Raw genomic sequence first — 12,394 nt, 5'->3', positions numbered from 1 at the left:
ACTCTCGCCGGGCGGGCCCGGCGGGCTGCGCGTCCTAGACTTGACGCTCGTGGTCACCCGTCTGTCGCACTTCTTCCTCCGCACCCTCCGCGAAGACCCCGCCGACGCCGAGGTCGCGAGCCACAGGCTGCTCGTGCGCGCCGGCTACATCCGGCGCAACGCCCCGGGCATCTTCGCGTGGTTGCCGTTGGGGCTGAAGGTCAAGGCGAAGATCGAGGCCATCATCCGCGACGAGATGGCGAACGCCGGCGCCTACGAGGTGCACTTCCCGGCGCTGCTGCCCCGCGAGCCGTACGAGGCGTCCGGGCGTTGGGAGTCCTACGGCGACGGGATCTTCCGCCTGCAGGACCGCAAGGGTGCGGACTACCTGCTGGCGCCGACGCACGAGGAGATGTTCACGCTGCTCGTGAAGGACCTCTACTCCTCGTACAAGGATCTGCCGCTGGCGATCTACCAGATCCAGGACAAGTACCGCGACGAGGCGCGGCCGCGCGCGGGCCTGCTGCGTGGCCGCGAGTTCACGATGAAGGACGCGTACTCCTTCGACTACACCGACGAGGGGCTGGATGCCTCGTACCAGCGTCAGCGCGACGCGTACGAGCGGATCTTCCAGCGTCTCGGCCTCGAATACGTCATCGTGCAGGCCGACAACGGCCTCATGGGCGGCGCCCGGTCCGAGGAGTTCCTCCACCCGACGCCGGTCGGAGAGGACACCTTCGTTCGCTCGGCGGGCGGATACGCGGCGAACGTGGAGGCGTTCACCACGGTGGCGCCCGCGCCCCTTCCCTTCGACGGCCTCGGGGCGCCGGTGATCTTCGACTCGCCCGACACCCCGACGATCCAGACGCTGGTCGACCACGCCAACGCGCACCTCGAGAAGCCCGCTCCGGGCATCGCAGGCCCCGCGACGCAGCACGCCACCGAGTGGACCGCCGCGCACACGCTGAAGAACGTCGTCCTCGCACTGACCCACCTCGACGGCACGCGCGAGCTCGTCATCGTCGGCCTGCCGGGCGATCGGGACGTCGACGACAAGCGCGCCGAGGTCGCCTTCGCACCGGCCACGGTGGAGCAGGCCTCGGAGCAGGACTTCGAGAGCAATCCGCTGCTCGTGAAGGGCTACATCGGGCCATGGTCCGAGACCGGCCCGATCCTCGGCGAGGACTCGGCCACGGGGATCCGGTACCTGCTGGACCCCCGCGTCGTGGACGGCACCGCGTGGATCACCGGCGCGAACATCGACCAGAAGCACGTCCACACTCTCGTGGCGGGACGCGACTTCACCGGCGACGGCTTCGTCGAGGTGGCGAATGTGCGCGAAGGCGACCCGGCGCCCGACGGGTCCGGACCGGTCGAGCTCGCCCGCGGCATGGAGATCGGGCACGTGTTCCAGCTCGGCCGCTTCTTCGCCGAGACGCTGGGGCTGAAGGTGCTGGACGAGAACGGCAAGCTCGTCACCGTCACGATGGGCTCCTACGGCATCGGCGTCACCCGCATCCTCGCGATCATCGCCGAGCTGAACAACGACGACCGCGGCCTCATCTGGCCCGAGCCGGTCGCGCCCTTCGATGTGCACGTGGTCGCCACGGGCAAGGACGAGGTGGCCTACGAGCTCGCCGCCTCGCTGTCGGCCCAGCTCGAGGCAGCCGGTCTCGACGTCCTCTACGACGACCGACCCAAGGTCTCGCCGGGCGTGAAGTTCGGCGACGCCGAGCTGATCGGCGTGCCGAAGATCGTGATCGTCGGCCGTGGCGCCGCCGAGGGACAGGTCGAGCTGTGGAACCGGCGGTCGGGAGAGCGAGACGTGGTGCCCGCGGCGGAGGCCCTGACGCGCCTTCGCGGCTGACACCGCACGCCACCGGCGTCAGGTCCTCCGCACGGGCGGTGCCGCTCAGCGGACCACGCGCCCGTGCCGCATCGTGTCGTCCGGGGTGTCGCGTGTCACCAGCGCCTTGAGCATGCCGGCGGCGGTCACGAGCCTGCCGTGCTTGGGCTCCCAGAATTCGCACTCGATCGGGGTGACGCGCAGCAGCGCGATGCCGGGGGTGTCCAGACCCTTCTCGAACCAGATGTGCAGGTCGGGGGAGTAGAGCTCCTTCATCTTCGCCTCGTCGTGGATGACGGTGGCCCGTCCCGCCACGGACACGTAGCGATGCCCCTTGCTGTCGAGGTAGGACAAGCCCACGTCGTGTCCCGGATCGGCCTCGGCTTCGGCGATCTTCTTCGAGTCGTCCAGCGTGAAGAACCAGATGTCGCCGGCATCGTCCATCTGCCGGGTGCTCATGGGCCGGCTGACGAGCCTGCCCGCGGCATCGATCGTCGTGAGCATCGTGAAGTCGATGTCCTCCACCAGCTCCTTCACCCGGCGCATCGCCTCGGCGCCGCCGACCTCCTCCGGTCCATCCCCGCCCGACCCGTTCTCCCGCGGTGTGGTGTCAGCCATGCGCCCACTCTGCGTGTCCACCGCCGACGCGCGCAGGCCCTTGACATGACCGGATGCCTCGCCTCGGCCGGGCGGGAACGATGAGGGGTCTCTCATCATCCCGTCGCCTGCCGTTCACCGGTCCTTCCCGACCAGGTCGGCGGACGCGACGACGCTGGCGCCATCGAACGTCGAGGAGGGCGTACACCGTGAGCATCATCGAGAACCACCGCAGGCCGCTGCCCATGGCCGACCACGTCCGAGGCAAGCGCTCGGCCGTCACGTGCCAGTTCAAGTGCGCGAACGCGTGCCTGGGACCGGAGTGCAACACGTCGGCGAACCAGCACTTCCAGGACATCGCCTCGATGGCTCTCTCCCGCCGGGCGCTGCTTGGCCTGGGCGCCGCCGGCGCCGTGGCCATCGCCGTCGGCGCACTGCGCTCCACCCCGACGTCGGGTCCGGGCGCGGCGGGCACCGCCGGCGCAGGAGCGGCCTTCGGGCGCCCGGGGACCGCGGGCCTGCCCTTCGAGCCGATCGCCCCGGTCGCGCGCACCGTCGACGCCTTCACCGTCCCCGCTGGCTACACCTGGAGCCCCATCATCCGCTGGGGCGACCCGCTGTTCTCGCAGGCGCCCGTGTTCGACATCGCCGCCCAGACCCCCGAGGCGCAGTCGCTGCAGTTCGGCTACAACAGCGATTACCTCGACATCCTCGCCGACCCGAACGGCAAGCGCGGCGTGCTGGTGAACAACCACGAGTACGTCAACCCCGGCATCATGTTCCCGCCCACGAGCGACCCGGCCGAGCTTCGGCGCCGCGGCGAGATCTACAAGGCCGCGCAGGGCCTCTCGGTGGTGGAGCTCGAGCGCCGGCGCACCGGTGAGCCGTGGCGCTACGTCGTCGACGGCCGTCGCAACCGCCGCATCACCGTCGAGACCGTCTTCGAGCTGACCGGACCGGCTGCCGGCAGCGCCCTCGTGAAGACCGCGGACGACCCCGAGGGTCGGTGGGTGCGCGGCACCCTCGGCAACTGCGCCGGCGGCACCACGCCGTGGGGCACGATCCTCTCCGGCGAGGAGAACTTCAACGGCTACTTCGCGTGGGCCGCCGACACCCCGGGACAGCGCCGCTACCAGGCATCCGCCTCGACCTCCACCTCGACCGGCTGGGAGACGTACGACCCGCGCTTCAACGCGCACGACCCCGGCTTCGTGAACGAGCCCAACCGCTTCGGGTACATCGTCGAGATCGATCCCGACGACCCCACGTCCACGCCGCGCAAGCACACCGCGATGGGCCGCATGAAGCACGAGGGTGCGAACGTCATCGTCGGTCAGGACAAGCGCGTCGTGGCGTACATGGGCGATGACGAGCGCAACGACTATCTCTACAAGTTCGTCTCCAAGAACAAGATGACCGGCTCCCGCAAGAAGAACATGCAGCTGCTGGCGGAGGGCGATCTGTACGTCGCCAAGTTCTCGGGCGACTCGCCCGCGACCGAGATCACCGGGACCGGTCAGCTTCCCTCCGACGGCGCCTTCGACGGCACGGGCGTGTGGATCCCGCTGACGCTCGACGGACGTTCCATGGTCCCCGGGTTCACGACCGAAGAGGTGCTGGTGTACACGCGCCTGGCTGCGGATGCCGTCGGCGCGACGAAGATGGACCGGCCGGAGGACGTCGAGCCCAATCCCAAGACGGGCAAGGTGTACGTCGCGCTCACGAACAACTCCCAGCGCGGCGGCGCATCCTCCCCGCTGGACGAGGCCAACCCCGTCACCGGCAACCGATACGGCCACGTCATCGAGCTCACCGAGACGGCGGGCCAGTCCGGCACGACCTTCGGCTGGAGCATCCTCCTGCTGTGCGGTGACCCGTCGACCAACGCGAACACCTACTTCGCCGGCTTCCCGCGCGAGCTCGTCTCGCCGATCTCGTGCCCGGACAACGTCGCGTTCGACTCCGAGGGCAACCTCTGGATCTCCACCGATGGCGCCCCGAGCACCATCGGCTACAACGACGCCCTGTACAAGGTTCCGCTGGAGGGCCCCGAGCGCGGGCACGTCCAGCAGTTCCTCGCCGTGCCGCGCGACGCCGAGACGTGCGGACCGGTCATCCACGACCGCGAGGGCCTCGTGTTCGTCGCGGTGCAGCATCCGGGTGAGGAGGGCACCTTCGCGGCGCCCACGTCGCTCTTCCCGGACTACGGCTCGTCGGCGCCCGGTGACGTCTCGAACGCGCCGCGTCCGTCGGTCGTGCAGGTCTATCGGGCCTGACGCGGGGGGGAAATGCGGCGGGCCGGGATCATCCGGCCCGCCGTCTCCTCATCGCCGAGCCCGCGACGAAAGCGATCACGATCGTCAGAGCCGCGTGAAGCGGGCGCGCGCGAAGAGGAACAGGCCGTACGCGATGAGGCCGACACCGACGACGCCGCCGAGCCACGGCCCGTACGGCAGACGGACGAGCGCGTGCACGGCCCCGTCCATGCCGCCCGCCACCTCGCGGTCCAGGGTCGCCGCCGCCATCACCAGCAGGACGCCGACGACGGTGAGCGCCAGTCCCTTGGCCGCATAGCCGATGACGGCGAGAGCCGTCACGGCGACGCCGAGGACGCCCCCGGGGATCGTGGTGTGCTGCCGGAATCGGCGGCCGAGGCCGAAGCAGGCGAAGACGATGCCGCCGATCGTGATGCCGACACCTGCGGCGGCCAGCAGCCACGCGCCGCCCGGCATCGACAGGAGGGCGCCGCTGGCCGTCTCCACCGCCCGCTCTCCGCTGGGATGTGCACCTGCCGCGACGATGGCCGAGATCACACCCAGCGTCGCGAACGCGATCACCTGTCCGATCTCGCTCACGCGGCGGCCCCACTTGCGCACCTCGTCCTGGCCGCGGGCCAGGACGGCCTCGAACGAGTGGTAGAGGGCCAATGCCCACAGCACGACCGTCAGGGTCCACAGCGCGACGAATCCCAGCGGCGCATCGGCCACTGCCTTGAAGGCGCCGGTCTGGTCGCTCTCGCCGTCCCCGCCGAATGTCACCACGAGGACGATCACGCCGATCAGCACGTGGACGAAGCCGTCCCCGGCGTAGCCGGCGCGAGCGAGGAAGCGCAAGGGCGTGCTCGACTCCGCTTCCCGGGCGGTTCTCCGGGCGCTCTGCCTCGCGCTGGTCGTCACCCGTCCACGGTAGGGCGGGCCCATGACCGCACCCATGGGATTGACGTCGGGCCCGCGCGATGCCAGGGGCGGGTACGGGCGTCGCACCTATCATGGGGCCGATGAGCCGGGAGGGGACGCGAGGCGCCGCAGCGGCGTGGAGCATCGCGCCGCGCCTGGTCCGAGGCGCTCCGCCGTCCGTGCTCGTGGTCGTGGGCGCGCTCTCGCTGCTGGTCGGGCTGCTCATCGTCACGCGTCCTCTCACCTCTCTCGTGCTGCTGACCATCTACATCGGCTTGAGCGCGGTGTTCTCCGGGGTGGCGCGCCTGCTCGCCGCGCCCGAGTCGCCGCTGTGGTCGCGTGCCGTCTTCGGCGGCGCATGGCTGCTGGTCGGCCTGGCGATGCTCATCGGACTCGGTCGCACGCTGGAGCTGCTGCCGGCGCTCGTGGCCGTCCTTCTCCTGGTCGGCGGTCTCGCGTCGGCGTACGACGCGCTCGCGCGGGGACGGGTCAGCGAGCGAGCGCTGTCAGCCGCGCTCGCGATCGCGCAGATCGTCTTCGGCATCCTCTCGATCGCCTGGCCCGATGTCACGGTCCTGCTCGTGGCGATCGTCTTCGGCATCCGCACGATCCTGTTCGGCGCCACGCTGCTGGTGCGCGCGGTGCGCGCCTTCGTCGAGGGTCGTCGTACGGTGCCCGACGCCACCGCGGCGGGGGCGGATGCCTCCGGCGGCCGGTCGGACGCCCCGGCGCCGCGCACGGTGCGTTCGCGTCGGGCGTGGCTGGCCGCCGGTCGGTTCGGCCTCGCCGGGCTCCTGCTCGCCGCCGCCGGGGGCGGCTGGTGGGCGAACGCCTGGCTCGTCGACGGGGCGCCGGTCGTCGACGCGTTCTACGACCCGCCGGAGGTCGTCCCGTACGAGCATGGGCGCCTGATCAGGGTGGCGGAGTTCCCCGGCCAGGAGCCGCGGGGAGCGCAGGTCCACCGCATCCTCTACACGACCAGGGATGCCGTCGGGCAGCCGGCGGTCGCGAGCGGGCTGGTGATCGTGCCGGACGAGACGCCCCCGGGAGCGCGCCCGGTGATCGCATGGAATCACGGCACGACCGGCGTCGCCCGGGGATGCGCCCCGAGCCTGCGGGATGCCTCGGCGACCAAGTGGGCCATACCGGCGCTGGACGAGGTCATCGCCAAGGGCTGGATCGTCGTGGCTTCGGACTACACCGGGCAGGGCGCGCCCGGGGTCTTCCCGTACCTGATCGGCCGCGGTGAGGCCCGGTCGTCGCTCGACGCGGTGCTGGCCGCACAGGAGATCGAGGGGCTCGTCCTGTCCACGCGCACCATCGCGTGGGGTCACTCGCAGGGCGGGCATGCGGCGCTGTGGATGTCGCAGATCGCCGAGAAGTACGCGCCCCAGCTCGAGATGCTCGGCGTCGCCGCGCTGGCGCCCGCGGGCGACCCGCTGTCGCTCGCAGAGGAGCTGACCGCCGGGGATGCCAACGTGCTGCTGTCGATCCTCATCTCCTGGGTGCTCGTGCCGTACGCCGACACGTACGACGACGTGGAGCTGTCCCGCTACGTCGCTCCGGGAGCCCAGACGATCGTGCGCGAGATGACGCAGCGCTGCCCGGAGGAGCCCGGGGTGATGGTGTCGGTCGCGACCGCGCTGGGTGTCGCGGAGGACCGACCGCTGTACGTCGGCGACCTCACGGCCGGCGCGCTGGGACGACGCCTCGGTGACAACGCCGCGCTGGGCCCGTGGCCTCACCCGCTGCTGATCGCGTGGGGTGACCAGGACGAGGTCATCCCGCCCCATCTGCAGCAGGAGTACGTCGACCGGCTGTGCGCGGAGGGTGTGCAGATCAGGCGTCTCGTGTACCGGGGCTACGACCATCTGGGGACTCTGCTGCCGTCCTCCCGCTTCCTGCCCGTGCTCGTGAAGTGGACCGATCAGCGCCTCGGCTACGCCGAGCCCCCTGTCGACGACTGCACACGCTGACATCGAGCCGTCCCTGGCTCCGCCGACCGGACGCATGGGCGGGCCATCCGGTAACGTTGTAGGGTTCCGGCACGCATCGACGCGCCGGTGAGAGCTGAATAGGGAGGCCACAGTGGACATCGATCTCGGACTGCTGCGTACCGTCGAGCGAGAGAAGGAGATCCCCTTCGACGAGCTCGTGCGCATCATCGAGCAGGCGATCCTGACCGCCTACGCCAAGCACACGTCGCCCACGGGCGAGCTTCCCGCAGGCGCTCGCGCTGAACTGGACCGCAAGACCGGGCACGTGGCCGTGTACGTGCCGCTCCTCGACGACGAGGGCGCGGTCATCGGCGAGGAGGAGAGCACCCCCGAGGACTTCGGCCGCATCGCCGCGTTCGCAGCCAAGCAGGTGATCAGCCAGCGCCTGCGCGACATCGCCGACGACGCGGTGCTGGGCGAGTTCCGCGGCAAGGAAGGCGACATCGTCGCCGGCGTGGTGCAGCAGGGCCCGAACCCGCGGATGGTGCACGTGGACCTCGGCACGGTGGAGGCGATCCTTCCTCCCGAGGAGCAGGTGCCCGGCGAGGACTACGCGCACGGGTCGCGCCTGCGCGTCTACGTCACGAGCGTGTCGAAGGGCGCCAAGGGCCCGTCGATCACCGTGTCCCGCACCCACCCCGGACTCGTCCGGAAGCTCTTCGCCCTCGAGGTGCCCGAGATCCCGGCGGGACTCGTCGAGATCGTCTCGCTCGCGCGTGAGGCGGGTCACCGCACGAAGATCGCCGTGAAGGCGAACGACCCGTCGATCAACGCCAAGGGTGCCTGCATCGGCGAGCTCGGTCGCCGGGTCCGCGCCGTGACGGAGGAGCTGGGCGGCGAGAAGATCGACATCGTCGACTACGACCCCGAGCTGGCGAAGTTCGTCGCCAACGCGCTGTCGCCCGCGAAGGTGACCTCGAGCTTCATCCTGGATGCCTCGAGCAAGGCCGTGCGCGCGCTGGTGCCCGACTACCAGCTGTCGCTGGCGATCGGCAAGGAGGGCCAGAACGCGCGACTGGCCGCGAAGCTCACCGGCGCCAAGATCGACATCCAGCCGGATTCGATCCTGGAGTGACTTCCGATGGCTGCGTGGCCGCTGCGCCGGCCGCCCAGCCGTGAGGTGTAACATGGAACCCGTACGGACGTGCGTCGGATGCCGCACGCGTGCTCCCCGGTCCTCTCTGCTCAGAGTGGTATCCATCGATTCCGTCCTCGTCCCCGACGAGCGCGCATCGATGCCGGGAAGGGGCGCGTGGGTCCACGAGACGCGCGAGTGCGTGGAAGCCGCGATCCGGCGCCGCGCCTTCGTGCGGGCATTGCGTGTGTCAGGCCCGCTTGACACGCAGACCATCGAGAAACGGCTGAACAGCTATGGAAACAAAGTGAACGGCTCGAAATGAGACCCGTCCGCGACTAACGGTCTGCCCTGTCTGGGTGGACCCTAGACAGGAGAATTGTGGCTAAACCACGCGTGCACGAGATCGCTTCCGAACTCGGCGTCGACAGCAAGGTCGCTCTGGCCAAGCTGAAGGAACTCGGCGAGTTCGTCAAGAGCCCCTCGTCGACCATCGAGCCCCCGGTGGCTCGCAAGCTGCGCGCCGCCCTCGAGGCGGACGGCGCGGCGAAGCCGGCCAACGACGGCGCCAAGGCCGCCGGCGCCCGGCCCGGTGCACCCGCCGCCAAGCCCGGCGGCGCCAAGCCTGGGCCCGCCCGGCCCTCCGCGCCCGCCGCGCCGGCTGCCAAGCCCGGTCCGGCCGCGCCCACGCCGTCGTCTGCAGCTCCGGCGCCGGCGGCGCCGTCCGCCGCGGAGACCCCGTCCAGCGCAGCACCCGCGGCGCCGTCCACGCCCTCCGCGCCCAAGCCCGGCCCGGCCGCTGCGACCCCGCAGCCGCCGCGTCCCGGCGGCACGCCGCGGCCCGGCAACAACCCGTTCGCGTCGTCGCAGGGCATGGGTCAGCGTCCCGCCGGCCCCCGCCCGGGCAACAACCCGTTCGCATCGGCGCAGGGCATGGGTCAGCGCCCGACCCCCGGCAACATCCCGCGTCCGCAGGCTCCTCGTCCTGGCGCCCCGCGGCCCGGCGCTCCCCGTCCCGGTGGCGCCGGTCGTCCCGGCGGCGGCGGTCGTCCCGGCGCGCCGTTCCAGCAGCGTCCCGGCGGTCCCGGTCGTCCCGGCGGTGGCGCCGGCGGCGGCTTCCAGCGCCCCGGCGGCGCTCCCGGTGGTGGCGGCGGCTTCGCCGGTCGTCCCGGCGGCGGCGGTGGTCGCGGCCGTGGACCCGGCGGCGGCACGGCGGGCGCCTTCGGCAAGGGCGGCGGCAAGTCCAAGCAGCGCAAGTCGCGTCGCGCGAAGCGCCAGGAATTCGAGATGCGGGATGCCCCGCAGGTCGGTGGCGTCAACGTCCAGAAGGGCAACGGCGAGATCATCCGGCTGCGGCGCGGCGCGTCGATCTCCGACTTCGCCGACAAGCTCGAGGCGATCCGCGGCTACACCGTCCAGCCCGGCACGCTCGTGACGATCCTGTTCAACCTGGGCGAGATGGCCACCGCGACCGAGTCGCTCGACGAGGCGACCTTCGAGGTCCTCGGCGCCGAGCTCGGCTACAAGATCCAGATGGTCTCGCCCGAGGACGAGGACAAGGAGCTCCTCGAGGGCTTCGGTCTCGACCTCGAGAAGGAGCTGGAGGAGGAGAACGAGGAAGACCTCGAGATCCGTCCCCCGGTGGTCACCGTCATGGGTCACGTCGACCACGGTAAGACGCGACTGCTCGACGCCATCCGCCAGACCAACGTGGTCGCGGGGGAGGCCGGCGGCATCACGCAGCACATCGGTGCCTACCAGGTCTGGACCGAGCACGAGGGCATCGAGCGCGCGATCACCTTCATCGACACCCCGGGTCACGAGGCGTTCACCGCCATGCGTGCCCGCGGTGCGCAGGTGACCGACATCGCGATCCTCGTGGTCGCCGCCGACGACGGCATCATGCCGCAGACGGTGGAGGCCCTGAACCACGCCCAGGCGGCGAACGTGCCGATCGTGGTCGCGGTCAACAAGGTCGACAAGCCCGAGGCCAACCCGGCCAAGGTCCGTCAGCAGCTGACCGAGTACGGTCTGGTCGCCGAGGAGTACGGCGGCGACGTCATGTTCGTCGACGTGTCGGCGCGCCAGGGCACGGGCATCCAGGACCTGCTGGACGCGGTGCTGCTGACCGCCGACGCGGGGCTGGACCTCACGGCCAACCCCAACAAGGCGGCGCGCGGTGTCGCGATCGAAGCCAAGCTCGACAAGGGCCGCGGCTCGGTCGCCACGGTGCTCATCCAGTCGGGCACGCTGCGTGTCGGCGATGCGATCGTCGCAGGAACGGCCTACGGCCGCGTCCGCGCCATGATCGACGAGAACGGCGAGGCGGTCGAAGAGGCCGCGCCGTCGCGCCCGGTGCAGGTGCAGGGTCTGAACTCGGTGCCCCGCGCCGGTGACACCTTCATCGTCACCGAGGAGGACCGCACCGCGCGTCAGATCGCCGAGAAGCGCGAAGCCGCCGAGCGCAACGCCCAGCTGGCCAAGGCCCGCAAGCGCATATCGCTCGAGGACTTCACCCGCGCTCTCGAAGAGGGCAAGGTCGAGTCGCTCAACCTCATCATCAAGGGCGACGTGTCGGGTGCCGTCGAGGCGCTCGAGGAGTCGCTGCTCAAGATCGAGGTCGACGAGTCGGTCCAGCTGCGGATCATCCACCGCGGCGTCGGCGCGATCACCGAATCCGACATCAACCTGGCCACGATCGACAACGCGATCGTGATCGGCTTCAACGTCCGCCCCGACACGAAGGCGCGCGAGCGCGCCGCACGCGAGGGTGTGGACGTCCGGTTCTACTCGGTCATCTACAACGCGATCGACGACGTCGAGCAGTCGCTGAAGGGCCTGCTCAAGCCGGAGTACGAAGAGGTCCAGTCGGGTGTGGCCGAGATCCGCGAGGTGTTCCGCTCCTCGAAGTTCGGCAACATCGCCGGTGTCATCGTCCGCTCGGGCACGATCACGCGCAACGCCAAGGCGCGCGTCATCCGGGACGGCGTGGTCATCGCCGACGGCCTGGCCATCGAATCGCTGCGCCGGTTCAAGGACGACGTCACCGAGGTCCGCACGGACTTCGAGTGCGGTATCGGTCTCGGCAAGTACAACGACATCCAGGTCGGCGACGAGATCGAGACCACCGAAATGGTGGAGAAGCCGCGCGGCTGACCCATCGACGGCTCCGGTGACGGATGCCTCCTCGGGCGAGAGCGGGACCCACGGGACCGCGATCGCCTCAGGAGGCATCCGTCACCTTCGCCGGTGTCTTCCGCGCGAGCGGAGAAGGAGGAGAAATGGCCTCGGAACGGCAAGCGCGACTGGCCGACCGCATCCGCGTCCTCATCGCGGAGCGGCTCGAGAAGGGCCTGCGCGACCCGCGCCTCGGATTCGTGACGATCACCGACGTGCGCGTGACGGGCGACCTCCAGCATGCCTCGGTGTTCTACACGGTCCTCGGCTCGGACGAGGAGCGCGCCTCCACCGCCGCGGCGCTCAAGGCCGCGACCGGGATGCTCCGCAGCGAGGTGGGCCGGAGGCTCGGCGTCCGGCTGACCCCGTCGCTGGAGTTCATCCCCGACGCGCTGCCCGACAGCGCCGGCCACATCGCCGACCTGCTGCGCGAGGCGCGCGAGCGGGACGAGGCGGTGGCCGGTCTCGCAGCATCCGCGTCCTACGCGGGCGAGGCCGACCCGTACGTCAAGCCCCGCGAGGACGACGAGGACGCCTGACCGACCGC

Annotated in this window: 9 protein-coding genes; 7 read left to right on the top strand and 2 right to left on the bottom strand. The window is 70.7% G+C overall.

Annotation, left to right across the window (positions count from 1 at the left end; genetic code table 11):
- The first annotated feature begins 49 nt into the window (after positions 1-49).
- Positions 50-1,846, top strand: coding sequence for a proline--tRNA ligase (locus AC5RVZ_RS27090; RefSeq protein ID WP_494068713.1), 1,797 nt, complete (start codon positions 50-52; stop codon positions 1,844-1,846).
- Between the two features lie 45 nt (positions 1,847-1,891).
- Here the strand turns inward: AC5RVZ_RS27090 and AC5RVZ_RS27085 are convergent, their stop codons facing one another.
- Complete coding sequence (locus AC5RVZ_RS27085) at positions 1,892-2,443, bottom strand: pyridoxamine 5'-phosphate oxidase family protein (protein WP_494068712.1); 552 nt, start codon at positions 2,441-2,443, stop codon at positions 1,892-1,894.
- 224 nt (positions 2,444-2,667) lie between these two features.
- Here AC5RVZ_RS27085 and AC5RVZ_RS27080 point away from each other — a divergent pair, with 224 nt between their 5' ends.
- A complete protein-coding gene (locus tag AC5RVZ_RS27080) occupies positions 2,668-4,698 on the top strand; it encodes a PhoX family protein (protein WP_494068888.1) in 2,031 nt (676 codons plus the stop codon).
- Positions 4,699-4,782: 84 nt separating this feature from the next.
- On the opposite strand, the gene AC5RVZ_RS27075 is transcribed toward AC5RVZ_RS27080, so the two are convergent.
- Positions 4,783-5,598 (bottom strand): DUF1206 domain-containing protein, encoded by an 816-nt coding sequence (locus AC5RVZ_RS27075; RefSeq protein ID WP_494068711.1) that lies wholly within the window; start codon positions 5,596-5,598, stop codon positions 4,783-4,785.
- A gap of 101 nt (positions 5,599-5,699) precedes the next feature.
- Here AC5RVZ_RS27075 and AC5RVZ_RS27070 point away from each other — a divergent pair, with 101 nt between their 5' ends.
- The 5 genes from AC5RVZ_RS27070 (at position 5,700) to rbfA (ending at position 12,386) form a co-directional block, all read left to right on the top strand.
- Entirely contained in the window at positions 5,700-7,574 is a 1,875-nt protein-coding gene (locus AC5RVZ_RS27070; RefSeq protein ID WP_494068710.1) for a lipase family protein, read from the top strand.
- A gap of 112 nt (positions 7,575-7,686) precedes the next feature.
- Positions 7,687-8,670 carry a transcription termination factor NusA gene (gene nusA / locus AC5RVZ_RS27065; protein WP_494068709.1) on the top strand — a complete coding sequence of 328 codons (984 nt, stop codon included), beginning with the start codon at positions 7,687-7,689 and terminating at the stop codon, positions 8,668-8,670.
- Positions 8,671-8,722: 52 nt separating this feature from the next.
- Complete coding sequence (locus AC5RVZ_RS27060; RefSeq protein WP_494068708.1) at positions 8,723-8,995, top strand: YlxR family protein; 273 nt, start codon at positions 8,723-8,725, stop codon at positions 8,993-8,995.
- Between the two features lie 56 nt (positions 8,996-9,051).
- Positions 9,052-11,826 carry a translation initiation factor IF-2 gene (gene infB / locus AC5RVZ_RS27055; protein WP_494068707.1) on the top strand — a complete coding sequence of 925 codons (2,775 nt, stop codon included), beginning with the start codon at positions 9,052-9,054 and terminating at the stop codon, positions 11,824-11,826.
- A 125-nt stretch (positions 11,827-11,951) separates the two neighbouring features.
- Entirely contained in the window at positions 11,952-12,386 is a 435-nt protein-coding gene (gene rbfA / locus AC5RVZ_RS27050) for a 30S ribosome-binding factor RbfA (protein ID WP_494068706.1), read from the top strand.
- Positions 12,387-12,394 lie beyond the last annotated feature (8 nt).

It is taken from the genome of Arthrobacter sp. Cza30 (assembly GCF_059090765.1).
Note: the sequence above shows the minus strand (reverse complement) of the source record. Positions and strands in the feature narration are given on the sequence as shown.

Excerpts from the sequence above, each read along its gene's own strand:
- AC5RVZ_RS27085 (WP_494068712.1), bottom strand. The coding sequence starts at position 2,443 with ATGGCTGACACCACACCGCGGGAGAACGGGTCGGGCGGGGATGGACCG.
- AC5RVZ_RS27080 (WP_494068888.1), top strand. The coding sequence starts at position 2,668 with ATGGCCGACCACGTCCGAGGCAAGCGCTCGGCCGTCACGTGCCAGTTC.
- AC5RVZ_RS27070 (WP_494068710.1), top strand. The coding sequence starts at position 5,700 with ATGAGCCGGGAGGGGACGCGAGGCGCCGCAGCGGCGTGGAGCATCGCG.
- AC5RVZ_RS27060 (WP_494068708.1), top strand. The coding sequence starts at position 8,723 with ATGGAACCCGTACGGACGTGCGTCGGATGCCGCACGCGTGCTCCCCGG.
- rbfA (WP_494068706.1), top strand. The coding sequence starts at position 11,952 with ATGGCCTCGGAACGGCAAGCGCGACTGGCCGACCGCATCCGCGTCCTC.